We start from the raw sequence: 25,920 nt of genomic DNA, 5'->3' as shown, positions 1-25,920 counted from the left end.
CGCGAGCGGCATCGCCGGTTCCGGCGCCGGCGGCGCGGGCGGCGCCGGGGGTGCGGGCGGCGCGGGCGGCGCGGGCGGTGCGGACGGTTCCGGCGGCGCCTGGCCGCGGGCGGCGAGGTGCGCGTCCACCCGCTCCTTCAGCTGCGGCGCCAGGTGCGTCTGCCGCCTGCGCTTGGGCAGCTCGCCCTCCTTCGGCGGTGCCGCCTGCGGTGCGTCCGCGGGCCGGGCCGGCGGCGCGGGCCGCGCCTGCGGCGGTGCGGCGGGACGCGGCGGCTCCGGCCCGACCGGCTCGGCGACCAGCCGGACGACGCCGCCCGACTCGGCCCGGCCGGACCCGACCGCCGGGCGCGCGGACGCCGACAGCGCCGCGGCCTGGTCGGGCAGCGCCTGCATCGGCCCGGTCGGGCGGCGCACCGCCGGCTCCGGGTCGGCGCTCTCCACGATGAGCGAGCCGGGGATCAGCGCGATCGCGGTCGTCCCGCCGTAGGGGGACGGGCGCAGCGTGACCGTGATGCCGTGCCGCTCTGCCAGCCGCGCCACGACGAACAGGCCGAGCTGCGCGCTGTCGGACGGGTCGAACTCGGGCGGGTGGGCGAGCCGCTCGTTCGCGGCGCGCAGCGCCTCCTCGGTCATCCCGAGGCCGCGGTCCTCCACCTCGATGGCGAACCCGCTGGCGACGGCCTGCCCGCTGACCCGCACCGGCGACTGCGGCGGCGAGAACGTGGTGGCGTTCTCCACCACCTCGGCGAGCAGGTGGATGACGTCGGCGACGGCGGAGCCGAGCAGCGCGACGCGCGGCAGCGGCTGCACCCGCACGCGCGGGTAGTCCTCGACCTCGGCGACCGCGCCGCGCACCACGTCCACCAGCGGGACGGGACGGCGCCAGCCGCGCCCGGCGCTCTTGCCGGCCAGGATGACCAGGCCCTCGGCGTGCCGGCGCATGCGGGTCGCGAGGTGGTCGAGGCGGAACAGGTCCGACAGCTCCGACGGGTCCTCGGTGCGGCGCTCCATCGTGTCGAGCAGGCTGAGCTGCCGGTGCAGCAGCGCCTGGTTGCGGCGCGCGAGGTTGACGAACACCTCGCTGATGCCGCGCCGCGCCGCGACCTCGCCCTCGGCGGCGACCAGCACGGCCTCGCGGGCGCGGTCGAACGACTCGGCGATCTGCCGGATCTCGGTGATGCGGTAGTCGAGCCCCGGCGGCTCCGGCTCGGCCGGGCGCCCGGCGATGATCTGCTCGGCGAGCTTCGGCAGCCGCCTCTGGGTGAAGTCGACGACGCCGCCCGCGAGCGTCCGGCACTCGTGCACCAGCCGCCGCGAGACGCGGACCGCGATGACGGACGACAGCACGATCGCGACGAGCCCGAGGCCGCCGGCGAGGGCGAGCCGCGTGAACGCGCCGATCGCGATGTGCCGGCCGCGGTCGACGAGCTCGTCGAGGATCCGGTTCTCCAGCTCGTACAGCCGCCCGTTGGCGGTGTCGGCCGTGGACCGCCACACGGCGGGCTCGATGACGGTGACGCCGCGGGCGGTGCGCGTCGCCTGCTGCCGGCCGCCCTGCTGCGTGCCGTGCTGCGCGCCCTGGCCGTGCGCCGGAGTGGACGGGGTGGTCGCGGCCGTCCCGCCGGTACGGGTCCGGCTCGCCGCGGCCTGCGGCGGTTCGGCCCCGGCGATGACCTGGTCCTCCAGCTTCATCATCCGCATGAAGTCGGGCGAGGACATCAGCCGGTCGTAGCGGGCGCGGTCGGCGGCGGGCAGGTCGCGGGCGTTGACCTCGTGCATCGTGTGGTGCGCGCCGACGAGCTTGGCGAACTGGGCGCGCTCGGCGCCGGTGATGCGGCCCGCGGCGAGCGCCCCGGTCAGCAGGGCGTCCTCGCGGGACATGAACTCGCGGGCCAGCCCGAAGGAGGTGAGCGTGCGGGCGCCCGCGGTGATGGACCCGTCCGCCGGCGTGGTCGAGCTGTAGACCGCGAAGGCGGCGTCGATGACCTCGCCGTACTCGCCCAGCACCTCGGCGCGCGAACCGGTCCGCTCGTCCACCTCGCGGCGGATCGACGCCACCGCGCCGAGCCGGCCGACGAGGTCGTCCAGCTTCCGGACGACCTCGGGCTGGATCGCGCCGCGCAGCCCGCCGTCGCGGGCCCCCGCGCGGACCTCCGCGCTCGCCGCGTCGGTCGCCTCCCGCTGGGTGCGCATCCCGCCGGGGTCGCTGCGGGCGCCGCCGAGCTCGGCCATCGACAGGCGCCGCTCCTTCTGCAGCGCGTCGACGAGCCGCTGCGTGGGCAGCACCGCCTTCTCCTGGAACTGGCGGCTCTGCAGCAGCTGGTGCGCCTCGCCGTAGGTGATGCCGGTGAGGAACGCCCACAGCGAGGCGAGCGCAAGCAGCGGCACGAGGACCAGCAGGGTGATCCTCGCGCGGATGGAGGAGAAACCGCGGGCCGTCACGGCTGGCGGACCCTGCTCACTCGCTCGTCCTCCTGCGCTGGGCCGGCCGGCATTGGGGGGTGGAACATGCGGGGGAAACCTCCCGATGCGTGGAGTACGGGGGTGTGCGGGAGCCTACTACGTCGCGGCTTCACGATGATCGGGCATCCGCTCGCCGCCGGCCGCCCCCCGCTCGTCCGGGCCGCCGTCCGGTCCGGTGTCCGGCCAGCTCAGCACGTGCTCCATCAGCGCGACGAGCACCTCCTTGGACGACTCGCGGCGGCGGACGTCGCACAGCACCACCGGGACGCCCGGGTCGAGGTCGAGCGCGATCGCGATGTCCTCGGGCCGGTGCGTCCGCACCCCGTCGAAGCAGTTCACCGCGACCACGAACGGGACGCCGCGGCGCTCGAAGTAGTCGATCGCGGGGAAGCTCCCGGTCAGCCGGCGCGTGTCGGCGATGACGACGGCGCCGATCGCGCCGGCGGCCAGCTCGTCCCACATGAACCAGAACCGCTCCTGGCCGGGCGTGCCGAACAGGTAGAGCAGCAGCTGGTCCGAGAGCGTGATGCGGCCGAAGTCCATCGCGACGGTCGTGGTCGACTTCGCGCCGACGCCGGACACGTCGTCCACCCCGGCGCCGCGGTCGGTCAGCGGCTCCTCGGTGTGCAGCGGCCTGATCTCGCTGATCGAGCCGACCATGGTGGTCTTGCCGGCCCCGAAGCCGCCCGCGATCAGGATCTTCGTGGTGACCGGCGGCCGCGACGCGAGGCCCATCCCCTCATGGTGCGCCCTGTCATAGTGCGCGGAGCCCATTGAGCACCTCCCTCAGCACGCCGTTGGGAGGGCGGCGGCCCGCGGCGGCGGGCTGCGCCTCGGCGACCACCGCGACGAGGCCCTCGTCCCGCAGGTCGCCGAGCAGCACCCGGACGACGCCGATGGGCAGCCCGAGGTCGGACGCCAGGTCGACGACCGGGACGGGCGTCGCGCAGCGGCGCAGCACCCGCGCGTGGTCGGGGCTGTAGCGCAGCCGGTCACCGGCCGGGACGCCGGTGGCGGCCACCACCGCGATCAGCTCGAAGCCGGCGCCGTCCGGACGGGTCCGGCCCCGGGTCATCGCGTACGGACGCACGACCGGACCGGCGTCCCGGTCCAGCCACCGCTCTGCCGAGGGGGTCATCGGTCACAGGCCCCGCGGCGCGGTCCCCCCGGCGCCCCCGAACTCCTCGCCGGCCGCCTCCCCGCCGAACCTCGGGCTCGCCTGCAGGTGCTGCCCGACCCGCTTGACCAGCACCGCCATCTCGTAGGCGACGAGCCCGGCGTCGGCCTCGGCCTCGGCCAGGACGGCGAGGCAGGTGCCGTCGCCCGCGGCCGTCACGAACAGCAGCAGCGCGTCCATCTCGATGATCGTCTGCCGGACGTTCCCGCCGGCGAAGTGCCGGCCGGCGCCGCGGGCGAGGCTCTGCACGCCCGAGGCCAGCGCGGACAGGTGCTCGGCGTCCTCGCGGGCCAGCTCGTTGGAGGCGGCCACGGCCAGGCCGTCGCGGGAGAGGATCACCGCCTGCCGCACCGCCGTCACGCGTTCGGCGAAGTCGTTGAGCAGCCAGTTCAGCTCACCGGTCACGGTGTTGTGCATCATCGGTTTCCCTCATCCCCCACATCCGTCGCGCGACCGCGACGCCATCCCTGCTGTATCGATGCCATCAGCGAGCGCGCCTCCTCGGGCGAGCGTGCGATGCCTTCGGAGGCGCCGGCCGGTGCCGGCGCCGGCGGCGGCCGCTTGCGCAGCTGCGGCGCCAGGTTCTTCTGCCTGACCCGGCGGGGCAGCCCCGCGTGGGTGCCCGCCGTCCCGGCCGGTTCCCAGTCGTCGTCCTCGTCGTCATGCGCACCGGCGCCGTTCCCGCCCTCCGCCCGGACGGTCACCGCGGGCTGCGGGAGGGCCTCGTCCGACCAGGGGTTGGGCGCGGACCGCGGCGGCGGGGTCTCGCGCAGCGGCACCACCGCCTCCGCGCGCAGGACGGGCTCGGGCCGCGCGGCCGCCTCGGTGCGCGGTGCGGCCACCAGCACGGTGCCCGGCTCGCTCCCGGCCGCGCCGTCGGCGCGGGTGTCGAGCGGGGAGGCGCCGTCGCCGTCCGGTTCGGGCGCCGGGGGCAGCGCGCCCGCCGCCATCTGCTCCGCCGGGACGACCAGGTCGTGCGGCAGCAGCACGATCGCCGTCACGCCGCCGTACGGCGAGCGCTGCAGCGTCACGGAGATGGCGTGCCGGGCGGCCAGCCGGGCGACGACGAACAGGCCGAGCTGGTCGGTGTCGACGATGTCGAACTCGGGCGGCTCGGCGAGCCGCCGGTTGGCCTCGGCGAGCAGCTCCGGCTTGACGCCGAGCCCGCGGTCCTCGATCTCGACGGCGAAGCCGGTGCCGACCCGCTCGGCCTTGACCCGCACCTCGGTGTTGGGCGGGGAGAACGTCGCCGCGTTCTCGATCAGCTCGGCGAGCAGGTGGACGACGTCGGTGACGGCGGCGCCGACCAGGCCGTCCTCGGAGTCGCTGAGCACGGTGGCGCGGGTGTAGTCCTCGATCTCCGAGACGGCGGCGCGCAGCACGTCGGCGAACCGCACCGGCTGCCGCCAGCCGCGGCCGGGGGTGGCGCCGGACAGGATGATCAGGCTCTCCGCGTGCCGCCGCATGCGGGTGGTGAGGTGGTCGATGCGGAACAGGTCCTCGAGGTCGTCGGCCTCGGCGCGGCTCTCCAGCCCGTCCAGCATGGTGAGCTGGCGGTGCAGCAGCGACTGGTTGCGGCGGGCGATGTTGAGGAAGATCCGGCCGACGCCGGCGCGCAGCTCGGCCTGGCCGACGGCGGCGTCGACCGCGGTCCGCTGCACCTTGGCGAACGAGCCGGCGAGCTGGGCGATCTCGGCGGTCGTGCCCGCGTGCAGGGGCGGCGCCTCCGCGGCGACGTCCACGGTCTCGTTGCGGCTCAGCCGTGCGACGACGCCGGGCAGCCGCCGCTCGGCCAGCTCCTCGGCCGAGCCGCGCAGCCCGACCAGCTCGCGGACGAACCCGCCCGCGAACCGCAGCGACAGCAGCACCGAGGCGACGATCGCCAGCAGGCCGAGCCCGCCGACGACGCCGAGGCTGACGTAGGCGTCCCGGCCGAGCCGGTCGGCGTGCTCGGCGGCCTGCCGGGAGTTGTCCAGGACCATGGCGCTCAGCGACTCGATCAGCGGGTCCGCGGTCCGCTGCCACTCCTGCGCGCCGACCGGCAGCGGCTTGCGCGGGTCGGCGTCGGCGATGCGGTCCTCGATCGCCTTGAAGCCCTGGTAGCGCTGGGAGGCGAAGACCGGTGCGATCCCGGTGCGGTAGACCACCGGGTCGAGCAGCGTGCGCTGCTTGATCCACTGCCAGCGCTGCTCGCCGACCATCTCGACGAACAGCCGGTGCTCGGCCTTGGTCATCCTCCCCTTGCTGACGAGCGCGGAGGCGATCAGCGCGTTCTCCCGCTGCAGCAACTCCATGCCGCGGGCCGCGTGCCGGGTGGACAGCGTCCAGTTGTAGACGTCGGCGTCGTTGATGACGATGAGCCCGTCGTACAGCCGGTGCAGGTCGTCGACCATCGTGCTGTAGCCGTTGATCGCGGTCAGCCGGTCGATGAGGCGCCCGTCGACGGCGGCGCGCAGCCCGCCGAGCCCGCCGAACGCCCGCAGGACGTCGGTGACGCGGCCGCGCATCTCCTCGGTCGCGGCGTCGCGCGCCGCCTCGGAGGCGGCCTCCCGGCGGAACCGCTCGACGGCCTGGTCGACGCGGGTGCGCTGGGCGACGAGGGCGACCGGGATCCCGCCGGGGGTGGAGCGCGGGGTGCTGAGGAACGTTCCGGACATCTGGCGTTCCCTGCCGAGCTCCACCAGGACGCTCTGGCCGCTCGGGCCGAACATGCGGTCGAGCGTGTGGTAGTTGCGCTGGGCGATGGCCTCGCCTCCGGTGACGCTCGCCGCGTACCCCCAGAGGGCGACCAGGGAGAGCAGTGGCACGAGCAGCAGCGCGGTCACCTTCGAGCGGATCGATCGCGTACGGGGGGTTTTCATGTGACCTCGAACGTTCCGGCCAGGAGGGTCCATGGATCATAAAGGCGGTCCGTGACGAGACCGCAACCCCTTTGGCGCCTTTCGGACGCATTGGCATCATTCCGTGTCACCTGCGGCGATGCGGACGAGCCGGGTGATCTTGCCGCACGCATCCCGCCCGGATAGCGGCAAATCAGGACAATTTGCTTCATTTCCCCCTGTTGCTCCGCCGCATTGCGCCATACTCTGCTTCTTCACCACCGCTCGCGTCGCGCCGGCACGGGAAGGAGCCCCGCGATCCATACAGGCAACGACGGAGGCCGCAACGAGGTCGCCCCCGCCGGGCCGAGGGACACGGCCCACCGGGACGGAAGGACGGCTCCCGGGCCGCAGGGCGTTACGATGCCCGCCGTGAGTCCCGATAGCCAGGCATCCGAGGCACTGCCGTCGCGACGGCGCCGCGCCCCCCGCGGCGGCCGGCACCGCGGCGACGAGTCCTTCCTGCTGCCCCCCGGATCCCCCACGCTGGTCCTGGCCGTCCCCGGGCACGCCCGGCGGGCCGGCACCGAGATCGCCGCCGAACTGGCCCGGCTCGTCGAGATCGAGCACACCGGCCAGCCCGCCTACGTCGGTCACCTGGACGGCGACGAGGCGAGCCTGCACGGCCTCCTCGGCGCGCTGCGGCAGGAGCAGGACGAGGTGGCGGCCATCGTGGTGCCGCTGTCCACCGGCCCCGACCCCGCGCTCGACCGCGCCGTGCACGCGGCCGTGGCGAACTCGCCGGTGCGCGCCGTCGCCGCCGAGCCGCTCGGCCCGCACCCGCTCATCGCCGAGGCGCTGCACGACCGGCTCGCCGACGCGGGCCTCGCCCGCGCCGACCGGATCCGGCTGATGACGATGGTGACCGCCGCGTCCGGCGTCATCGTCGCGACGCCGGGGGACGCGGCCGCCGTCCGGCAGGCCGAGGTCACCGGCGTGCTGCTCGCCTCCCGGCTGGCCGCGCCGGTCTTCACCGCCTCGCTGAACGACGAGGCGTCCGTCAAGGCCGCGGCGGAGCAGCTGCGCGCGGCCGGCGCCGCGTCCATCGCGATCGCGCCGCACCTGATCGGCTCCGAGCCGGAGGCCGCCCTGATCGCACCGGCCGCCGCCACCGTGGGCGCCGCCTATTCGGCCCCCCTGGGCGCCCACCCGGCCCTCGCCAGGGTCGCGGCCCTCCGCTACGTCGAGGCGCTCTCCACCGCCCTCGCCGATTGACCCAGGGGGCTGTGTCTACCCAGGGGGGCGACCCCCTGGACCCCCGTTGCGAGCCGGTCGATCCTCACGCCACCGTTGCGGTGTGTTGTGACCGTGCGGGTTTCCGGTGTCGCTGCGGTCGCCCGGCTCGGCGGGTCGGGCGGCCTCCGGGCGCTAGAGCGCCCTCCGGTCGCCCGACCCGTGCTCCGGTGGCTGGGCCTACGTGCTCCGGTGGCCGGGCCTAGCGGTTCTTGAAATTCGGTGTGCGCTTCTGGAGCGTCGCCGTCATGCCCTCCGCGAGGTCCTCGCTGAAGAAGGCGAGGGTCTGGACGGCGGTCTCCGCGGCGAGCTGGCGGCGGAGGCCGGGGGCGTCCAGGGACGCGTTGAGCAGCTCCTTCGTGCGGCGCAGGCCGTACGGGGACTTGGTGAGCAGTTCGTCGGCGAGCGCCTGCGCGCCCGCCAGGTCCGCGCCCTCGGCGGTGATCTCGGTGATCAGGCCGAGCTCGTCGGCGCGGTGCACGTCCAGCCGCTGCGCCCGGTAGGAGACCTCCGCGGCCTTCGCCGGGCCGATCAGCCGCGGCAGCAGCCAGGAGAGCCCGCAGTCGCCGGCCGACAGGCCGAGGTTCGTGAACGGGACGACGAACCGGGTGGTCGGGTCGGCGACGCGCAGGTCGCAGGCCAGCGCCCAGGACACCCCCATGCCCGCGACCGGGCCGTGCAGCGCCGCGATCACCGGCTGCGGGATCTCCCGCAGCCGGGCGGTGACCTCGGCGCCGCGCGCGATGCCCCGGTAGAGCCGCTGCACGCGGCCCTCGGCGGTCTCGCCGCCCGGGTCGCCGCCCTGGATGTCCATGCCCGAGCAGAACCCGCGGCCCTCGCCGGTGAGCACGACCACGTGCGTGGCAGGGTCGCGCGCCAGCTCGCCGAGGGCGTCGATCATCTCCTCGGTCAGGGCGCCGTCGACGGCGTTCAGGCGCTCCGGCCGGGACAGGGTGATCGTGACCACCCCGTCCCGCCGGTCGAGCTTGATCCCGCCCAACGGCTCAGGAGGTGAGCTGCTGGATCAGGGGGCCCATCTGCTCGCCCACGTTCTTGAAGACCGTCAGCGGCTCGGCGGCGCTGATCGCCGCCCAGTTGTCCCGCACGTCCTCGACCGACAGGGTCGTGTTCTGCCCGTAGCCGGGGCCCTCCGCGACGAAGATCTTCGCGATCCGGCCGCCGCCGACCGTGTAGACCTCGCCGGAGTCCTCGTTGGACTCGTGCACGAGCCAGGCGACGAGCGGCGTCACCTGGTCGACGCCGAGCTTGTCGGCGAAGTCGGCGGGCAGCAGGTCCTCGGTCATCCGGGTCCAGGCGACCGGGGCGATCGCGTTGGCCTTGATGTTGTACTTGGCGCCCTCCTGCGCGAGCGTCTTGGTGAACCCGACCAGGCCCATCTTCGCGGTGGAGTAGTTCGCCTGGCCGAAGTTGCCGAACAGGCCCGCCGGGGACGAGGTGTTCACGATCCGGCCGTAGCCCTGCTCGCGCAGGTGCGACCAGGCGGCGCTGGACACCAGGAACGAGCCGCGCAGGTGGACGGCGATGACCGCGTCGAACTCCTCGACGCTCATGTTCTTGAACGACTTGTCGCGCAGGATGCCCGCGTTGTTGACGACGATGTCGACCTTGCCGAACGCGTCCAGCGCGCTCTGGATCACGGCCTGCGCGCCCTCGGGCGTCGCGACGTTGTCGGGGTTCGCGACGGCCTCGCCGCCGTTCTTCTTGATCTCGTCCACGACCTCCTGGGCGGGACCGGCGGAGGCGCCGACACCGGACCGGTCGCCGCCGAGGTCGTTGACGACGACCTTGGCGCCGCGCGCGGCGAGCTCCAGGGCGTGCTGCCGGCCGAGGCCGTGGCCGGCCCCGGTCACGACCGCGACCCGGCCGTCGTAGCGCAGTTCCGACATTCCTTCTCCTCACATCGTGGGCCCGCACCCCAGGAAATCATCCGGGGGCCACCGAGTGGTACCACTAAACCGAATCTCGCTCGGGCGCGCTCCACCGGGGTCCGTCCCGCGTACGATGGAGCAGAGGGAAGTTGCGCCGAATGCCGCAAACGGCCGGGGCTGCCGCGTAGTCTCGGGCGAACCGCGAGGAGCAACGGAGGTCCCGCCCCGATGATCGCCGTCGACGTTCCGACCGCCGGCCGCCGCCCGTACCGCATCGTGCAGTGGGCGACGGGCGCGCTCGGACGCAGCGCGATCAGGGGCGTGCTCGACCGCGACGACATGGAGCTCGCCGGCGTCTGGGTGCACACCCCCGCCAAGGAGGGCGCCGACGCCGGGGCCCTCGCCGGCCGCGAGCCGATCGGGGTCGCCGCCACCCGCGACATCGCCGACATCCTCGCCCTGGACGCCGACTGCGTGATCTACGCGCCGAGCCCCGTCCACGACCGGCTCCGCGAGCTCGACACGATCTGCGCGCTGCTGGCGTCCGGCAAGAACCTGATCTCCCTCAGCGGGCTCGTCTACCCGTACGCGCACGGCCCGCAGTTCGCCGGCGAGCTGGAGCAGGCGTGCAAGCGGGGCGGGACGAGCGTGCACGGCAGCGGCGTCAGCGGCGGCTTCATGGCCGACGTCATGCCGCTCGTGCTGTCCCGGCTGTCCCGGCGGATCACCCACGTCTACGCCCGCGAGTGCACCGACTTCGCCCGGCACCCGTCCTGGCGGATGGTCCACGAGATGATCGGCTTCGGCAAGACCGAGGAGGCCTACCGGCGCGCGCTGCGGCCGAACCGCGCCGCGATGCGCGCGATGTTCGCCGAGAGCCTGCACCTCGTCGCGGCGGGGCTCGGCGCCGACCTCGACGAGATCGACGTGGACGTCGACTACCGGCTCGCCGGCACCGACCTCGTCACCGCCGCCGGGCCGATCCCGCACGGCACCGTCGCGGCGGCGCGCTGGACGTTCAGCGGGCTCGCCGCCGGGCGCCCCGTCATCACCGTCGAGGTGGTGCACAAGGCCGACGCCGCCCGGATGCCGGAGGAGTGGGGGCGCCCCGGGTACTCGCTCCGCGTGGACGGCCGCCCGTCGCTGACCCTCTCCGTCGACGAGGACTGGGTCTCCGACGTGATCTCCGCCGCGTCCGCGCACGCGCTCAACTCCGTCTCGGCCGTGTGCGCCGCCGCCCCCGGGATCCGCACCTACCTCGACCTGCCGATGGTCAGCGGCCGCATGCACGTGTGACCGACCGCCACCGCTACGGCAGGGTCCGTGCCGGCTCCTCCTCGGCGCCGGCCTCCGCCCCCGCCTCCGCGCGGGACTCCCGGCGGCGCTTGCGGACGCTCCACACCACCAGCCCGGCGACGGCCGCCGCCGCGAGCCCGATCGCGAGGCCCCGGCCCGCCAGCTTCGCCGCGTGCTCGAACGCCGTGCCCGCGAAGTAGCCGCCGAGCGTGAACGTCACCACCCAGGTCACGCCGCCGATGACGTTGAACACCAGGAACTTCGGATACGGCAGCCGGGAACTGCCCGCGAGCGCCGGCATCAGCGCCCGCAGCAGCGCGGTGAACCGCCCGATGAACACCGCGAACGCGCCCCGCCGCCGGATGAGGTCCTGCGCACCGGCGACCTTGGCGCGGTGCTTGCGCATCACCCCGACGTCCAGCAGCCGCGGCCCGTACTTGCGGCCGATCTCGTAGCCGACGGAGTCGCCCGCGACCGCCGCGGCCACCGCGATGACGAGCAGCAGCGGCAGCGACAGGACGTCCTGGCTGGCGAGCACGCCGCCGACCACGATCGCCGTCTCGCCGGGGAACACGAACCCGACGAACAGCGCGGCCTCGGCGAACACCAGCGCCGCGATGACGAGGTAGATCATCGCGGGGGGCAGCCCGTCCACCAGCGCGTTGAACTGTTCGAGCATGGACCCCCGCCATCTCGTCCCGGCCGGGACCGCCTCCGCGGCCGTTTCACCGTAGCTACCGACGGTTATGGTAGCCGCGGAGTTCCCTTGCCCGGATCGGCCGTTCGGACGATCATCGGGAGGGTCGACGGAGTGACCGCGGGAGGCACGGCATGAGCGTCCAGGAGGTCGAGGGAGGCCGGTTCGTCCGGCAGGCGAACCGGTTCACCGACCGGATCACCGCCGACGGGTCGTCCGGATTTCCCGCCGAGGCGGGGCGGTACAGGCTGTTCGTCTCCTACGCGTGCCCGTGGGCGCACCGCACGCTGATCGTGCGGCGCCTGCTCGGCCTGGAGGACGCGATCAGCGTCGCCGTCGTCGACCCCATCCGGGACGAGAAGGGCTGGCGGTTCCCCGACCGCGACCCCGTCACCGGCGCGGAGTTCCTGTCCGAGCTGTACCTCGCCACCGACCCGTCGTTCCAGGGGCGCTACACCGTCCCGTCCATCTGGGACACCGAGACCCGGCGCCTGGTCACCAACGACTTCCCGAACATCACCACGATGTTCGAGACGGAGTTCACCGCCCACCACCGGCCGGGCGCGCCCGACCTGTACCCGGAGGCGCTCCGCCCCGAGATCGACGAGCTGAACGACCTCGTCTACAGGACCGTCAACAACGGCGTCTACAAGGCCGGGTTCGCCACGTCCCAGGACGCCTACGAGGAGGCGTTCGACGCGCTCTTCGACACCCTCGACCGGATCGAGGAGCGCCTCGGCGGCCGCCGCTACCTGTTCGGCGACGAGATCACCGAGGCCGACGTCCGCCTCTACCCGACGCTGGCCCGCTTCGACGCCGTCTACCACGGCCACTTCAAGTGCAACCTGCGGCGGCTGGCCGACTACGACAACCTCTGGGCCTACGCCCGCGACCTGTACGCGATCCCCGCGTTCGGCGAGACGACGAACTTCGACCACATCAAGCGCCACTACTACGTGACGCAGCGGAACATCAACCCGTCCGGCGTGGTCGCCAAGGGCCCGGCCGTCGACTGGACCGCCCCCCACGGGCGCGACCTCCCTTGACGGGGCCGACTGACGGTGACCCTCGTTATGCTGGCGGATCTCCATCAATCCGCACGAAAGGCATGACCCGACCATGCGCAGCCAGTTCTTCGGCAACCTCGACCAGGGCCAGCAGCTTCCCGGCCATTTCGCCCTACAGAACTCCAAGATGCTCCGGGTCCACCTGAACGGGGACGTCCTGGCCCGGCAGGGCTCCATGGTCGCCTTCCAGGGCCAGATGGAGTTCGACTACGAGGGCTCGGGCGGCATCGGCAAGTTCATGAAGAAGGCGCTGACCGGCGAGGGCGTGCCGCTGATGCGCGTCAAGGGCCAGGGCCTGCTGTTCGTCGCGAACGACGCCGACGACATCCACCTGTTCTACCTGGAGAACGAGGGCCTCACCGTCAACGGCAAGAACATCCTCGCCTACGACTCGACGCTGCAGTCCGACATCCAGCGCGTCCAGGGCGCGGGCATCGCCGCCGGCGGCCTGTTCAACACCACCCTGCAGGGCACCGGCTGGGTGGCGCTCACCACGCACGGGACGCCCGTCATGCTCGACTGCGGCCGCGCCCCCACGTTCGCGGATGGCCAGTCCGCCGTGGCGTGGAGCACCAGCCTCCAGGTCGGCGTCAACCGCACCTTCAAGGCCGGCGCCCTGATCGGCCGCGGCAGCGGAGAGGCCATGCAGCTCGCCTACCAGGGGCAGGGCTTCGTGCTCGTCCAGGCCAGCGAGGGCCCGACCGTCCCGCAGCACACCCACTGATCCGGGAAACGGGCCCGGCGGCGCTCTCGCCCATGCCGCCGAGCGCGGGGCGATAAACACGGTAGCCTGGGGTTCGTCTCAGAACTCACCTGCGAGCAGCGGAAGAGGGCGATCTCCGCCGTGTCGACAGAGTCGTCGCAAACAAGTGCCGACCCCAAGATCACAGATTTCGGCGCCAACGAGTGGCTGGTCGACGAGCTGTACCAGAAGTACCTCGAAGACCCGAACTCCGTTGACGAAGCCTGGTGGAACTTCTTCGCGGACTACCGGCCGGACAGCCGGCCGTCGTCCGTGACCCCCGCGTCCCCCCAGGCGCCCACCGAGGGCGCGGCCCCGGCCGCGAACGGCACCGCGGCCGCCCCGCCGACATCGCAGCGGCCGACGGCGCCGCCGCCGGCGCCCGCGAAGGCGCCGAAGCCCGCGCCGAAGGCGGCGGAGAGGCCTGCTCCGCCGCCGGTGCCGGCGGGCGCCGAGGAGGTCCGGCTGCGCGGCGTCGCCGCCCGGACGGCCACCAACATGGAGGCCAGCCTCGGCGTGCCGACGGCGACGAGCGTGCGGGCCGTCCCGGCGAAGCTGCTGATCGACAACCGCATCGTCATCAACAACCACCTGAAGCGCGGGCGGGGCGGCAAGGTCTCGTTCACGCACCTCATCGGGTACGCGATCGTCAAGGCGCTCGCGGCCATGCCGGAGATGAACGCCGCGTTCACCGAGGTGGACGGCAAGCCGGTGCTGGTCCGGCCCGAGCACGTCAACTTCGGGCTGGCGATCGACCTGCAGAAGGGCGACGGCTCCCGGCAGCTCGTCGTGCCGAGCATCAAGGCCGCCGAGACGCTGGACTTCCGCCAGTTCTGGGCCGCCTACGAGGAGATCGTCCGCAAGGCCCGCGGCGGCAAGCTCACCCTGGAGGACTTCCAGGGCACCACGATCAGCCTGACGAACCCGGGCACGATCGGCACCGTCCACTCGGTGCCGCGGCTGATGCCCGGCCAGGGCACGATCATCGGCGTGGGCGCGATGGAGTACCCGGCCGAGTTCGCGGGCGCGTCCGGCGAGACGCTGTCGCGGATGGGGATCAGCAAGGTCATGACGCTGACCTCCACCTACGACCACCGCATCATCCAGGGCGCGCAGTCCGGCGACTTCCTGCGCCGCATCCACGAGCTGCTGCTCGGCGAGGACGGCTTCTACGACGAGATCTTCGAGGCGCTGCGCATCCCCTACGAGCCGGTGCGCTGGGTCAAGGACATCTCCGCGAGCCATGACGACGACGTCGCCAAGGTCGCCCGCGTCCACGAGCTGATCCACGCCTACCGGGTCCGCGGCCACCTCATGGCCGACACCGACCCGCTGGAGTACAAGCAGCGCCGCCACCCCGACCTCGACATCCTCAAGCACGGCCTCACCCTGTGGGACCTGGAGCGCGAGTTCGCGACCGGCGGGTTCGGCGGCAAGCCGACGATGAAGCTGCGCGACATCCTCGGCGTGCTGCGGATGGCGTACTGCCGGACGGTCGGCATCGAGTACATGCACATCCAGGACCCGGAGGAGCGCGCCTGGATCCAGGAGCGCGTGGAGGTCCCGCACGACAAGCCGTCGCGCGAGGAGCAGCTGCACGTGCTGCGCCGCCTGAACAGCGCCGAGGCGTTCGAGACGTTCCTGCAGACGAAGTTCGTCGGGCAGAAGCGGTTCTCGCTGGAGGGCGGCGAGTCGGTCATACCGCTGCTGGACTCGGTCATCTCGGCGGCGGCGAAGGAGAACCTCGACGAGGTCGTCATCGGCATGGCCCACCGCGGCCGGCTGAACGTCCTCGCCAACATCGTCGGCAAGTCCTACGGGCAGATCTTCGGCGAGTTCGAGGGCAACCTCGACCCGCGCAGCGCGCAGGGCTCCGGCGACGTGAAGTACCACCTGGGCGCGTCCGGCGACTTCGTCGCCGGCGACGGCTCCAAGATCCACACCGAGCTGGTCGCGAACCCGTCCCACCTGGAGACGGTCGACCCGGTGCTGGAGGGCGTCGTCCGCGCCAAGCAGGACGTCCTGGACGTCGGCGAGGCCGGCTTCACCGTGCTGCCGATCCTGATCCACGGCGACGCCGCGTTCGCCGGGCAGGGCGTGGTCGCCGAGACGCTGAACCTGTCGCAGCTGCGCGGCTACCGCACCGGCGGCACCGTGCACGTCATCATCAACAACCAGGTCGGCTTCACCACCGCCCCCGAGTACTCGCGGTCCAGCGTGTACGCGACCGACGTGGCGCGGATGATCCAGGCGCCGATCTTCCACGTGAACGGCGACGACCCCGAGGCGTGCGCCCGGGTCGCGCGGCTGGCGTTCGAGTACCGGCAGACGTTCAAGAAGGACGTCGTCGTCGACATGGTCTGCTACCGGCGCCGGGGCCACAACGAGGGCGAGAACCCCTCGTTCACCCAGCCGCTGATGTACGACCTGATCGACGCGAAGCGCTCGGTGCGCAAGCTCTACACCGAGGCGCTGATCGGCCGCGGCGACATCACGGTGGAGGAGGCCGAGCAGGCCCTGCGCGACTACCAGGAGCAGCTGGAGCGGGCCTTCACCGAGACCCGCGAGGCGGTGAAGAAGCCGCTCGAGCCGGGCTCGGTCGTGAAGCCGGACGTCGAGGAGCGCATCCCGATCGACCACGGCAAGGCCGGCACGGCGATCCCGCAGGAGACCGTCAAGCGGATCATCGAGACGCAGGTCAGCCTGCCGCAGGGCTTCACCCCGCACCCGCGGCTCCAGCCGATCCTGCAGCGCCGCGCGCAGATGATCGAGGACGACGCGATCGACTGGGCGACCGGCGAGCTGCTGGCGATGGGCTCGCTGCTGATCGACGGCCGCCCGGTGCGGCTCGTCGGCCAGGACACCCGGCGCGGCACGTTCGGCCAGCGGCACGCGGTGCTGGTCGACCGCAAGACGGGCGAGGAGTACACGCCGCTGAAGCAGTTCGGGCAGGGCGTGTCGAAGTTCTACGTGCACGACTCGCTGCTCAGCGAGTACGCGGCGATGGGCTTCGAGTACGGCTACTCGATGACGCGGCCGGACGCGCTCGTCTGCTGGGAGGCCCAGTTCGGCGACTTCGCCAACGGCGCCCAGTCGGTGGTGGACGAGTACATCTCGTCCGGCGAGCAGAAGTGGGGCCAGCACTCGGGCGTCGTGCTGCTGCTGCCGCACGGCTACGAGGGCCAGGGGCCCGACCACTCGTCCGCGCGGATCGAGCGGTACCTGCAGCTGTGCGCGCAGGACAACATGACCGTGGTGTACCCGACCACGCCGGCGAACTACTTCCACCTGCTGCGCTGGCAGGTGCTGTCGGGCCGCAACAAGCCGCTGGTCGTGTTCACGCCGAAGTCGCTGCTGCGGCTGAAGGCGGCCACCTCGCCGGTGGAGCAGATCACCGACGGCGTGTTCCAGCCGGTGATCCCGGAGAGCGACCCGGCGATCGACCCGGCGGGCGTGCGGCGGGTGCTGCTCACCACCGGCAAGATCTACTACGACGTGGTGAAGGCCCGGCAGTCGGCGGGCGCGAACGACACCGCGGTCGTGCGGGTCGAGCGGCTGTACCCGCCGCCGGTCGACGAGATCAAGGCGGAGCTGGCCAAGTACCCGGCGGACGCCGAGGTCGTGTGGGTGCAGGACGAGCCCGCGAACATGGGTGCCTGGCCGTTCATGGCGCTGAAGCTGCCGCACCACATCGAGGGCCTGAGGATGTCGCGGGTGTCGCGCCCGGCGTCCTCGTCCCCGGCCGTCGGTTCGGCGAAGCTGCACCAGGCCGAGCAGGAGGCCCTGCTGGCGAGGCTGTTCGGCGACCGCAAGTAGGCCGGACGGCGTAAGGAATCGACGAGACCCGAGGGCTCCGGTGCGTCGCGCCGGAGCCCTCGGCGTCCCGACGGCATGATCGAGAAGGAAGACGCCCGTACATGTACTTCACCGATCGGGGCATCGAGGAACTGACGGACCGGCGCGGCGCGGAGGAGGTCAGCCTGACCTGGCTGGCCGAGCGGCTCCGCGAGTTCGTGGACCTGAACCCCGAGTTCGAGACGCCCGTCGACCGCCTCGCCACCTGGCTGGCCCGGCTGGACGACGACGAGGACGACTGACCGGTGGCTGGAGCGGAGCGCCAGCGGAGCGGACGGCACCGGTCAGTCCCCCTCCGGGGGGTCTGGAGGGCCGTCCCCCCAGAATGACAGGGCACTCCGCCCCCGCAACACGACATGTCTTGACTTTCCGGAGACGCGACATATCGTGTCTAGTGATGGCGGAGCCGGACGAAGGGCACATCGCGATGTCGCGCTGGACGATCGAGGAACCGACCTCCCTGGACTTCGACGGCGTGGTCGCGCTGCGGGTAACGGTGATCGCGGGCAGCGTCTCGGTGCTCGCCTCCGACGAGCGGCCGTCCATCATGGTCGGCGACGTCCAGGGCCCGCCGGTGACGGTCACGCACGAGGCGGGCATGCTGACGGTCACGCACGAGAAGCTGTGGGAGGGCGTGCTGAGCTGGCTGCGCACCCACAACGTCCGCACGGCGATCACGGTGACCGTCCCGCACGACTGCCCGGTCTCGCTGACCCTGGTGTCGGCGGACGCGGTCGTGACCGGCATGACGACCCGCACGTCCATCAAGAGCGCGACCGGCAACGTGACGCTGGACGGCGTCGCGGGCGCGATCGACGCCAACACCGTGTCCGGCGCGATCGAGGCGCAGGGCCTGGACGGGACGGTGTCGTTCACCTCCGTCTCCGGCGACCTCGCCCTCGCGGGCGCGTCCATCGACCGCCTCGGAGCCCGCACGGTCAGCGGCCGCATCGCCGCCGACGTCGACCTGTCCGGCGACGCCGCCGTGGACGTCAACACGGTGTCGGGCGAGGTGGCGCTGCGCGTCCCGGAGTCCGCCGGCACGCAGGTCTCGCTCAGCTCCGCCGCCGGCCGGATCGAGACGTCCTTCCCCGGACTCGGCCGCCAGGACCGCACCATCGCGCAGAGCGTCACCGGCAAGCTCGGCGACGGCGGCGGCCGGCTGACCGTCAACACCGTCTCCGGCGCGATCACCCTCCTCGGTCGCGACGACGACGCCCCCGAGATCACCACCGACACCGGCCCCCGAATGGAGAAGTGAGACGTGAGCCCCGTTTTCGGGCATGGGCGGCTGCGGCTGTACCTGCTGAAGCTGCTGGAGGAGAGCCCGCGGCACGGCTACGAGGTGATCCGGCTGCTGCAGGACCGGTTCCTCGGGGTCTACTCGCCCTCCCCCGGCACGATCTACCCGCGGCTCGCGCGGCTGGAGTCCGAGGGGCTGGTCACGCACGAGGTGGTCAAGGGCAAGAAGGTGTACTCGCTGACCGACAAGGGCCGCGAGGAGCTGGAGCGCCGGATGGACGAGCTGGCCGACCTGGAGGAGGAGATCTCCGCCTCGGCGCAGGAGTTCGCGCGCGGCGTGCAGGAGGACGTGCGGCAGACCGTCCGGACCCTGCGCGAGGAGCTGACCCAGGCCGCCCGGACGATGCGCGACCAGGGCAAGGCCACGTCCAAGGAGGCGTGGAAGGAGACCACCGAGCGCCAGAAGGACGAGTGGAAGCGGCAGAAGGAGTACTGGCGCGACCAGAAGCAGGCGTGGAAGGAGGAGTGGCGGCAGAACTGGGACGACGCGTGGAAGACGGCGACCGGCACCCGCGACGACGTCGCGCGCCTCAAGCTGGAGCGCCTGCTCCGCACGTTCGTCGAGGACGTCCGCAAGTCGGCGAAGAAGGCCCGGCTGGGCGAGGACGACCTCGCCGCCGCGCAGGCGCTGCTGGACGAGACCCGGGAGCGCCTGAAGAAGGAGATCTTCCGCAAGGAGCCGTGACCGGGGCGTCCCGGCCACGGCCCCGCCGGCTCACGGCGTGAAGACGATCTTCCCGAAGATGTCGCCCTCGGCCATCGCGGCGAACCCCGCGCGGGCCTCGCTCAGCGGCAGCGTCCGGTCGATCCGCGGCCGGGTGCCGGTCTTGACCAGGAACCGGGCGAGCCGCTCCAGCTGCGCCCGCGTCCCCATCGTGGAGCCGACCACCGACAGCTGGAGGAAGAACACCCGGTTCAGCTCGGCGGGCGGCACCTGGCCGCTGGTGGCGCCGGACACCACGATCCGGCCGCCGGGCCGCAGCGACTTCAGCGAGTGCGACCAGGTCGCCTGGCCGACGGTCTCGATGACGGCGTCGACCCGCTCGGGCAGCCGCGCGCCCGTCTCGAACGCCGCGTCCGCCCCGAGCTCCTCGGCCTTCTTGCGCTTGGCCTCGCTCCGGCTCGTCGCGTACACGCGGAACCCGGCGGCCGACGCCAGCGCGATCGCGGCCGTCGCCACGCCGCCGCCGGCGCCCTGCACCAGCACCGACGACCCGGGCTGCAGCCCCGCCTTGTCGAACAGCATCCGGTAGGCGGTGAGCCACGCCGTCGGCAGGCAGGCCGCCTCCTCGAACGACAGCTCGGCGGGCTTCGGCACGAGGTTGCGGCGCGGCACCGCGACCTTCTCCGCCAGCGTCCCCGGGTGGACCTCCGACAGCAGCGACCGCTTCGGGTCGAGGGTCTCGTCGCCGCCGCCCCGCTCCGGGTCGCCGACCACCGAGTGGACGATGACCTCGTTGCCGTTCTCGTCGACCCCGGCCGCGTCGCAGCCGAGGATCATCGGGAGCCTCTCGGCGGGGAGGCCGACGCCCTTCAGCGACCACAGGTCGTGGTGGTTGAGCGCGGTGGCCTTCACCGCGACGGTCGTCCAGCCGTCCGGTACCTCGGGGTCGGGCCGCTCCCCCACCGTCAGCCCGTTCAGCGGATTATCTGCGTCGATCTGTGTGGCAGTGACAGCGAGCATGCCCCCGACACTAACCGTCTCCGGGGTCCGGGCGGCCGGTGGGGCCGGTCCCTTCCGGCGGCGCGGACGCTCCGCGACAATGCCCCCATGCGGATCCGGGCGCTCCTCCTCGCCGCGCTGATGCTCACGGCGGCGGCCTGCACGGGGACGCCTCGCCCGGAGCAGGCGGACGGCGCCACCGGCCGTCCCACCGCCGCGCCGCCGGGCGACCTCGCCAACCCGCGGATCATGAACTGCGCCAACCGGAACGCCTCATTCCCGGAAGAAGGCGACGGCCCCGTCAAAACCGGCCCAGGCGACCTCGTCGTGGAACCGCTCATCATCAGCGGCCTCCGCACCTGGGCGGACGCCGACCCGATCGGCCACGGGCGCGACGGCCGCTACAAGGTCGGCGTCGTCCTGCGCGCGGGGAAGACGGCCACGCTGTCGATCCCGGCGGAGTACCACGCCGCCGCGGGCCTGCTCTACAGCGAGGCCGCCCAGGGAGCGCGCACGCCTGCGGAGGCCGACCACGCGATCACGTTCACCGCCTGCCCCGACCACGACACCCCGTTCCCGGGCTACCTGTTCGTGCCGCGCCACCAGCACGTCCCCCTGGTGGTCCGGCCCGAGGGCGGCCCCGCGACCCGAGAAATGATCTCCTTCTTCGCGGGCCGCTGAGCCGGCTCGCGCTAGAGGACCTTGGAGAGGAAGTCCTGGGTGCGGGGGTGCTGCGGGTTGGTCAGCACCTCACGCGGGGTGCCCTCCTCGACCACGACGCCGCCGTCCATGAAGACGAGCGAGTCGCCGACCTCGCGGGCGAAGCCCATCTCGTGGGTGACCACGACCATGGTCATGCCGTCGAGGGCGAGCTGCTTCATGACCTCGAGCACCTCGCCGACGAGTTCGGGGTCGAGCGCGGACGTCGGCTCGTCGAACAGCATCAGGGCCGGTTCCATGGCGAGCGCCCGCGCGATGGCCACCCGCTGCTGCTGCCCGCCGGACAGCTGGGACGGGTAGCTGTTCGCCTTGTCGGCGAGCCCGACGCGCTCCAGCAGCGTGAGCGCCTGCTGCTTGACCTGGTCCTTCGGCAGCTTCTTGACCCACAACGGCGCCCCCATGACGTTCTCCAGCGCCGTCTTGTGGGGGAAGAGGTTGAACCGCTGGAACACCATGCCGATGTCACGGCGCTGCGCGGCGACCTCCCGGTCGCGCAGCTCGTAGAGCTTGCCGCCATGCTGCCGGTAGCCGACCAGATGGCCGTTCACCCACAGCCGGCCCGCGTTGATCTTCTCCAGGTGGTTCATGCAGCGCAGGAACGTGGACTTGCCCGACCCGGACGGTCCGACGACGCACATCACCTCGCCGGGCTTGACCTCCAGGTCGATGCCCTTCAGCACCTCCAGCCGCCCGAACGACTTGTGCACCCGCTCGGCCTTGACGACCAGGCCGGCGGCCTCGGCCGCGGTCTCACCGGTGGGCACGCCGCTCACGGTCCCCTCACCTCCGCTCATTGCCCGCCGCCCCTGGCGCGGAGGCGAAGCCACTGCCGGGCCTCGGACTCCTCGCCGTTGCTGCCGCGGACGCCCTTGCTGTAGTGGCGCTCCAGGTAGTGCTGGCCGACCATCATGATCGAGGACAGCGCCAGGTACCAGAGGCAGGCCATCACCAGCATCGGGATGACCTTGTACGTGACGGCGGAGATCGTCTCCTGCGTGCGCGTCAGCTCCGCGTAGGGGATGGCGACGACCAGCGAGGTGTTCTTCAGTGTCGAGAGCGCCTCGTTCCCCGTCGGGGGGACGATCACGCGCATCGCCTGCGGCAGCACGATCCGGCGCATGGTCTGCGTGCGGGACATGCCGAGGGCGCTGGACGCCTCCTGCTGGCCCTCGTCCACCGAGAGGATCCCGGCACGGATGATCTCCGCCATGTAGGCGGCCTCATTGAGCGTCAGCCCCAGCGCCGCGGCGCTCGCGGCGTTGATCAGCGTCTGCGTCTGCCAGGTGTGGAACTCGGGTCCGAACGGGATCCCGATCCCGACCGTGGGGAACAGCGAGCCGATCGCACCCCAGATGAGGAGCTGCGTGTAGAGCGGCGTACCGCGGAAGAACCAGAGGTAGAGCCAGGCCGCCCCGCTCAGCAGCGGGTTCGCGGACAGCCGCATCAGTGAGAGGACGATCCCGAGCAGCACGCCGCCGGCCATAGCGACCACGGTGAGCCAGATGGTGTTCCGGACGCCCATCAGCACCGGCTTGGAGAACAGGTACTTCCACTGCTCCGACCATTCCAGGGACTTGCTGGTCAGCAGGAAGTGGACGAACATCGCGGCGAGCACCGCGATGACGGCGGCGGCCACCCAGCGGCCCGGGTGCCGCACGGGGACGGCCTTGATCGTTTCGGGCCGTCCCCCTTCGACGTCGGTGTCGACCGTCATTCGATCAGCTCTGCGCCGCGTTGATCGCCGGGTCGGTGATCGCGCCGCTCTCCACGCCGTACTTCTCCAGGATCTGCTTGTAGGTGCCGTCGCTGATCAGCGCCTTGAGCGCACCCTGCACGGCCTCCTTGAACTGGCCGTTCTCCTTCTTGAAGATGAAGCCGTACGGAGCGGTGTCGTACACCTCGCCGATGAGCTCCAGCTTGCCGCCGGTCTGCTTCACCGCGTAGCCGGCGATCGGCGAGTCGGCCGCCATCGCCTGCACCTTGCCCGCCACCAGGTCGTTGGTGACCTCGGTCTGCTGGTTGCGGACGACGGTCTTGATGGCCGGCTTGCCCGCGTCGGTGCACTTCTTGCTCCGCGCCTCCAGGTCCTGGACCTGGACGGTGCCGTGCTGGACGCCGATGCTCTTGCCGCAGGCGTTGTCAGGGGTGACGCCGTCGGGGTTGCCCTTGAGCGCGGCCCACGACGTCCCGGCGGAGTAGTAGGTGACGAAGTCGACCGCCTTCTCCCGCTCCTTGTTGTCGGTGAAGGACGAGACGCCGATCTCGTACTTGCCGGACTGGACGCCCGGGATGATCGTGTCGAAACCGGCGTTCTGGAACTCGGTCTTCAGGCCCAGCTTGCCCGCCACCGCCGTGAACAGGTCGACGTCCCAGCCGACGATCTTCTGCGACGCGGGGTCGACGGACTCGTTGGGCGGGTAGGACGCGTCGGTGCCGATCGAGATCTTGCCGTCGCTCTTGATCGCGTCCGGGACCATGGCCGCGAGCTTGCTGTCCACGCTCGTGTTCGAGGCGGCGCCGTTCGAGTCGCCAGAGTCGTCGCTGTCACCGCATGCGGACAGGGCGAGGGCGCCGGTCAGCACGAGAGCGCTCGCCGCGACGAGGCGGCGGCGCAGAGAACCGGTGGTCACTGGTCCCCCTCCAGATGGTTGCGTCGGATCAGCGTAGATCCGAAGGTCAGGTGCACAGTTTGGCGCACAACCTCCCTGATCTGGATAAAGGGTCCGAAACAATCACGCAACGAGGTAGCGCCGGAACCGCGCGCCGACCTCCCCGTTGCGCACCGTGTGCTACCGGACCACTACATGTGGCGACCGTCACGTGACGGTCAACACCCACCCCGGCCACAGGGGAGGCCGGACCCCGTGTGGCACAATCGGACAACGGGTGACCCCCGTACGTCGCGAGATGACCACCAGGTGTCCGGCCACCACGCCACCACCACCGCGGCGGCATCGCAAGAAAGCCAACTTTCACTGACAGGGGTCGCTGTGGCTGCTGAGCCCATTACCACCGAACCGCTCTCACTGGACGACGATCCGGCCTTCCCGCTGCACCGCGGCGGCAAGCTGGAGATGCGCTCGACCATCCCGGTCCGCAACAAGGACGACCTCTCGCTGGCCTACACCCCGGGCGTCGCCCGCGTGTGCACCGCCATCGCCGACAACCCCGAGCTGGCCTACGACTACACCTGGACGTCCAGGGTCGTCGCGGTCGTCACCGACGGCACCGCCGTGCTCGGCCTCGGCGACATCGGTCCCGCCGCGTCCATGCCGGTCATGGAGGGCAAGTCCCTGCTGTTCAAGGAGTTCGCCGACGTCGACTCGGTGCCGATCGCGCTGAGCTGCACGGGCGTGGACGAGATCGTCGACACGGTGATCCGGATGGCGCCGAGCTTCGGCGGCATCAACCTGGAGGACATCAGCGCCCCCCGCTGCTTCGAGATCGAGGACCGGCTGCGCGCCGCGCTCGACATCCCCGTCTTCCACGACGACCAGCACGGCACCGCGATCGTCGTGCTCGCCGCGCTGAAGAACGCGGCCCGCTTCGTCGGCAAGCCCCTCTCCGAGCTGCGCGCGGTCGTCGCCGGCGCCGGCGCGTCCGGCATCGCCGTCTCCAAGATGCTGATCGAGGGCGGCATCGGCGACATAGCGCTGTCGGACAGCAAGGGCCTCATCCACGAGGGCCGCGACGGGCTGAACCCGGTCAAGGAGCGCATCGCCGCGATCACCAACCGGTCGCACCTGAAGGGCTCCACCGAGGAGGCGCTGCGCGGCGCGGACGTGTTCATCGGCCTGTCCGGCAGCACCGTCCACGAGTCCTGCGTCGCCACCATGTCGGAGAACGCGATCGTCTTCGCCCTCTCCAACCCGACCCCCGAGGTCCACCCGGAGGTCGCGCGCCGCCACGCCAAGGTCGTCGCGACCGGCCGCAGCGACTTCCCGAACCAGATCAACAACGTGCTGGCGTTCCCGGGCATCTTCCGCGGCGCGCTGGACGTCCGGGCCCACACCATCACCGAGGGCATGAAGCTGGCCGCCGCGAACGCGCTGGCCGACATCGTCGGCGACGACCTGACCGCCGACTACATCATCCCGAACCCCTTCGACGACCGGGTCGCCCCCGCCGTCACCGCCGCGGTCGCCGACCAGGCCCGCCGCGAGGGCGTCAACCGCAGCTGACCCGCCCGCCTCCGGACGGCCCGTGCCCCATCGCGGAGCACGGGCCGTTCGATTGGTCCATAAATCCGGGCACCGGCGGCCCGACTCCGGAAGAATTTCATGCCGTCCTCGTGAACTAGGCCGTAGATCCTCCCTAAAATGCGTGTAATCCTCGCTATAGGGGAATAGACCCTGGCAATTCGTCCGATCCGGTCGAGTCCGTCGGGAGCGACAGTGAATCTGGCCTCGTACGCAGACCTGGCGATCGATCTCGTGAACACGCGCCGCCCCGACGGGGACGACCTGCGCGATCTCGACGGGCTGCGGGCCCTGCTCGCGCACCGGCCGCATTTCGGCGGGCGCACCGCGCACCGCGACCTCGACGCCATGCGCGAACTGCGCGCGCAACTGCGCGCCATCTTCGCCGCGGCCGCGGACGGCGACGAGGACGGCGCCGCCGACCGCCTCAACACGCTGCTCATCCACCATCCGGTGCACCCGAACCTCACCCGGCACGACGGCAAGAACTGGCACCTGCACTTCAACGAGGCCGGTTCGATCACCGACCGCTACGCGGCCCGCGCCGCGATGGGCCTCGCCGCGAGGATCGCCTCGCACGGCCTGGACCGGCTCGGCACCTGCCGCGCGGACGGCTGCGAGCGGGTCTTCTTCGACACGACCGCGAACCGCTCCCGCCGCTACTGCTCCGACCGCTGCGCGGGCCGCCCGAGCGTGACCGCCGCCTGCCACCCGAACACCCCCCGGATAACCGTCCCC

23 protein-coding genes are annotated in these 25,920 nt (G+C 72.1%); 11 read left to right on the top strand and 12 right to left on the bottom strand.

The genetic code is table 11. The features are described 5' to 3' along the window. The 5 genes from E1284_RS22035 to E1284_RS22015 all read right to left on the bottom strand — a co-directional run. Positions 1–2,442 (bottom strand): sensor histidine kinase (locus E1284_RS22035; protein WP_131941879.1); only part of this gene is annotated, 2,442 nt, incomplete at its 3' end. Positions 2,443–2,559: 117 nt separating this feature from the next. After that, positions 2,560–3,237 (bottom strand): GTP-binding protein, encoded by a 678-nt coding sequence (locus tag E1284_RS22030; RefSeq protein WP_424923498.1) that lies wholly within the window; start codon positions 3,235–3,237, stop codon positions 2,560–2,562. Continuing rightward, positions 3,218–3,601 carry a DUF742 domain-containing protein gene (locus E1284_RS22025; protein WP_131941875.1) on the bottom strand — a complete coding sequence of 128 codons (384 nt, stop codon included), beginning with the start codon at positions 3,599–3,601 and terminating at the stop codon, positions 3,218–3,220. Before E1284_RS22025 ends, E1284_RS22030 begins: the two co-directional genes overlap by 20 nt. Positions 3,602–3,604: 3 nt before the next feature. Then, the gene (locus E1284_RS22020; RefSeq protein ID WP_131941883.1) at positions 3,605–4,057 is read right to left on the bottom strand and encodes a roadblock/LC7 domain-containing protein; all 453 of its coding nucleotides are present in this window, start codon (positions 4,055–4,057) and stop codon (positions 3,605–3,607) included. Continuing rightward, on the bottom strand, positions 4,057–6,501 hold the full coding sequence (locus E1284_RS22015; protein ID WP_165965368.1) for a sensor histidine kinase: 2,445 nt from the start codon (positions 6,499–6,501) through the stop codon (positions 4,057–4,059). The genes E1284_RS22020 and E1284_RS22015 overlap by 1 nt, the downstream gene beginning before the upstream one ends. Positions 6,502–6,891: 390 nt before the next feature. Between E1284_RS22015 and E1284_RS22010 the strand changes: the two genes are divergently transcribed. Beyond that, a complete protein-coding gene (locus E1284_RS22010) occupies positions 6,892–7,734 on the top strand; it encodes a sirohydrochlorin chelatase (RefSeq protein WP_131941871.1) in 843 nt (280 codons plus the stop codon). Positions 7,735–7,954: 220 nt separating this feature from the next. Here E1284_RS22010 and E1284_RS22005 read toward each other — a convergent pair whose 3' ends face one another. Both E1284_RS22005 and E1284_RS22000 read right to left on the bottom strand, forming a co-directional pair. Beyond that, positions 7,955–8,752 (bottom strand): enoyl-CoA hydratase/isomerase family protein, encoded by a 798-nt coding sequence (locus tag E1284_RS22005; RefSeq protein ID WP_131941869.1) that lies wholly within the window; start codon positions 8,750–8,752, stop codon positions 7,955–7,957. A gap of 4 nt (positions 8,753–8,756) precedes the next feature. Further along, positions 8,757–9,659: an SDR family oxidoreductase gene (locus E1284_RS22000; RefSeq protein ID WP_131941867.1), complete on the bottom strand. Its 903-nt coding sequence runs from the start codon at positions 9,657–9,659 to the stop codon at positions 8,757–8,759. Between the two features lie 210 nt (positions 9,660–9,869). Here E1284_RS22000 and E1284_RS21995 point away from each other — a divergent pair, with 210 nt between their 5' ends. Next, positions 9,870–10,937 (top strand): NAD(P)H-dependent amine dehydrogenase family protein, encoded by a 1,068-nt coding sequence (locus tag E1284_RS21995; protein WP_131941865.1) that lies wholly within the window; start codon positions 9,870–9,872, stop codon positions 10,935–10,937. A gap of 13 nt (positions 10,938–10,950) precedes the next feature. Here the strand turns inward: E1284_RS21995 and E1284_RS21990 are convergent, their stop codons facing one another. Continuing rightward, a complete protein-coding gene (locus E1284_RS21990) occupies positions 10,951–11,616 on the bottom strand; it encodes a DedA family protein (RefSeq protein ID WP_131941863.1) in 666 nt (221 codons plus the stop codon). Between the two features lie 152 nt (positions 11,617–11,768). Here E1284_RS21990 and E1284_RS21985 point away from each other — a divergent pair, with 152 nt between their 5' ends. From E1284_RS21985 to E1284_RS21960, 6 genes are all read left to right on the top strand, one after another. Further along, complete coding sequence (locus E1284_RS21985; RefSeq protein WP_131941861.1) at positions 11,769–12,680, top strand: glutathione S-transferase family protein; 912 nt, start codon at positions 11,769–11,771, stop codon at positions 12,678–12,680. Positions 12,681–12,753: 73 nt separating this feature from the next. After that, complete coding sequence (locus tag E1284_RS21980) at positions 12,754–13,425, top strand: AIM24 family protein (protein WP_131941859.1); 672 nt, start codon at positions 12,754–12,756, stop codon at positions 13,423–13,425. Positions 13,426–13,545: 120 nt separating this feature from the next. Further along, positions 13,546–17,259: a multifunctional oxoglutarate decarboxylase/oxoglutarate dehydrogenase thiamine pyrophosphate-binding subunit/dihydrolipoyllysine-residue succinyltransferase subunit gene (locus E1284_RS21975; protein WP_131941857.1), complete on the top strand. Its 3,714-nt coding sequence runs from the start codon at positions 13,546–13,548 to the stop codon at positions 17,257–17,259. A 101-nt stretch (positions 17,260–17,360) separates the two neighbouring features. Beyond that, the gene (locus E1284_RS21970; protein ID WP_131941855.1) at positions 17,361–17,540 is read left to right on the top strand and encodes a DUF6104 family protein; all 180 of its coding nucleotides are present in this window, start codon (positions 17,361–17,363) and stop codon (positions 17,538–17,540) included. Between the two features lie 155 nt (positions 17,541–17,695). Further along, positions 17,696–18,559: a DUF4097 family beta strand repeat-containing protein gene (locus tag E1284_RS21965; protein ID WP_243714660.1), complete on the top strand. Its 864-nt coding sequence runs from the start codon at positions 17,696–17,698 to the stop codon at positions 18,557–18,559. A gap of 3 nt (positions 18,560–18,562) precedes the next feature. Further along, complete coding sequence (locus tag E1284_RS21960) at positions 18,563–19,285, top strand: PadR family transcriptional regulator (protein ID WP_131941853.1); 723 nt, start codon at positions 18,563–18,565, stop codon at positions 19,283–19,285. A 30-nt stretch (positions 19,286–19,315) separates the two neighbouring features. On the opposite strand, the gene E1284_RS21955 is transcribed toward E1284_RS21960, so the two are convergent. Further along, positions 19,316–20,284 (bottom strand): zinc-binding dehydrogenase, encoded by a 969-nt coding sequence (locus E1284_RS21955; RefSeq protein ID WP_131941851.1) that lies wholly within the window; start codon positions 20,282–20,284, stop codon positions 19,316–19,318. 87 nt (positions 20,285–20,371) lie between these two features. On the opposite strand from E1284_RS21955, the gene E1284_RS21950 reads away from it, so the two are divergent. Further along, on the top strand, positions 20,372–20,944 hold the full coding sequence (locus E1284_RS21950) for a hypothetical protein (RefSeq protein ID WP_131941849.1): 573 nt from the start codon (positions 20,372–20,374) through the stop codon (positions 20,942–20,944). Between the two features lie 11 nt (positions 20,945–20,955). On the opposite strand, the gene E1284_RS21945 is transcribed toward E1284_RS21950, so the two are convergent. Genes E1284_RS21945 through E1284_RS21935 form a run of 3 tightly spaced genes read right to left on the bottom strand, consistent with a single transcriptional unit; the run spans position 20,956 to position 23,613 of the window. After that, on the bottom strand, positions 20,956–21,777 hold the full coding sequence (locus tag E1284_RS21945; RefSeq protein WP_131941847.1) for an amino acid ABC transporter ATP-binding protein: 822 nt from the start codon (positions 21,775–21,777) through the stop codon (positions 20,956–20,958). Further along, positions 21,774–22,697 carry an amino acid ABC transporter permease gene (locus E1284_RS21940; protein WP_131941845.1) on the bottom strand — a complete coding sequence of 308 codons (924 nt, stop codon included), beginning with the start codon at positions 22,695–22,697 and terminating at the stop codon, positions 21,774–21,776. The genes E1284_RS21945 and E1284_RS21940 overlap by 4 nt, the downstream gene beginning before the upstream one ends. A 4-nt stretch (positions 22,698–22,701) precedes the next feature. Beyond that, positions 22,702–23,613, bottom strand: a complete 912-nt coding sequence (locus tag E1284_RS21935; protein ID WP_131941843.1) for an ABC transporter substrate-binding protein — start codon at positions 23,611–23,613, stop codon at positions 22,702–22,704. 360 nt (positions 23,614–23,973) lie between these two features. Between E1284_RS21935 and E1284_RS21930 the strand changes: the two genes are divergently transcribed. Continuing rightward, positions 23,974–25,164 (top strand): NAD(P)-dependent malic enzyme, encoded by a 1,191-nt coding sequence (locus tag E1284_RS21930; protein WP_131941841.1) that lies wholly within the window; start codon positions 23,974–23,976, stop codon positions 25,162–25,164. A gap of 213 nt (positions 25,165–25,377) precedes the next feature. Next, a partial coding sequence (locus E1284_RS21925; RefSeq protein WP_131941839.1) for a CGNR zinc finger domain-containing protein occupies positions 25,378–25,920 on the top strand: 543 nt, incomplete at its 3' end.

Origin of the sequence: Actinomadura bangladeshensis (genome assembly GCF_004348335.1) — a bacterium.
GTDB lineage: Bacteria > Actinomycetota > Actinomycetes > Streptosporangiales > Streptosporangiaceae > Spirillospora > Spirillospora bangladeshensis.
The sequence above is the reverse complement of the archived record's forward strand: the minus strand, read 5'-3'. Positions and strand labels throughout refer to the sequence as shown.

Coding starts and splice junctions, on each gene's coding strand:
- E1284_RS21985 (WP_131941861.1), top strand. CDS start 11,769: ATGAGCGTCCAGGAGGTCGAGGGAGGCCGGTTCGTCCGGCAGGCGAAC.
- E1284_RS22015 (WP_165965368.1), bottom strand. CDS start 6,501: ATGAAAACCCCCCGTACGCGATCGATCCGCTCGAAGGTGACCGCGCTG.
- E1284_RS22000 (WP_131941867.1), bottom strand. CDS start 9,659: ATGTCGGAACTGCGCTACGACGGCCGGGTCGCGGTCGTGACCGGGGCC.
- E1284_RS21945 (WP_131941847.1), bottom strand. CDS start 21,777: ATGAGCGGAGGTGAGGGGACCGTGAGCGGCGTGCCCACCGGTGAGACC.
- E1284_RS21970 (WP_131941855.1), top strand. CDS start 17,361: ATGTACTTCACCGATCGGGGCATCGAGGAACTGACGGACCGGCGCGGC.
- E1284_RS21965 (WP_243714660.1), top strand. CDS start 17,696: ATGGCGGAGCCGGACGAAGGGCACATCGCGATGTCGCGCTGGACGATC.
- E1284_RS21955 (WP_131941851.1), bottom strand. CDS start 20,284: ATGCTCGCTGTCACTGCCACACAGATCGACGCAGATAATCCGCTGAAC.
- E1284_RS21940 (WP_131941845.1), bottom strand. CDS start 22,697: ATGACGGTCGACACCGACGTCGAAGGGGGACGGCCCGAAACGATCAAG.
- E1284_RS21950 (WP_131941849.1), top strand. CDS start 20,372: ATGCGGATCCGGGCGCTCCTCCTCGCCGCGCTGATGCTCACGGCGGCG.
- E1284_RS22020 (WP_131941883.1), bottom strand. CDS start 4,057: ATGCACAACACCGTGACCGGTGAGCTGAACTGGCTGCTCAACGACTTC.
- E1284_RS22025 (WP_131941875.1), bottom strand. CDS start 3,601: ATGACCCCCTCGGCAGAGCGGTGGCTGGACCGGGACGCCGGTCCGGTC.
- E1284_RS21995 (WP_131941865.1), top strand. CDS start 9,870: ATGATCGCCGTCGACGTTCCGACCGCCGGCCGCCGCCCGTACCGCATC.
- E1284_RS21980 (WP_131941859.1), top strand. CDS start 12,754: ATGCGCAGCCAGTTCTTCGGCAACCTCGACCAGGGCCAGCAGCTTCCC.
- E1284_RS22030 (WP_424923498.1), bottom strand. CDS start 3,237: ATGGGCTCCGCGCACTATGACAGGGCGCACCATGAGGGGATGGGCCTC.
- E1284_RS21990 (WP_131941863.1), bottom strand. CDS start 11,616: ATGCTCGAACAGTTCAACGCGCTGGTGGACGGGCTGCCCCCCGCGATG.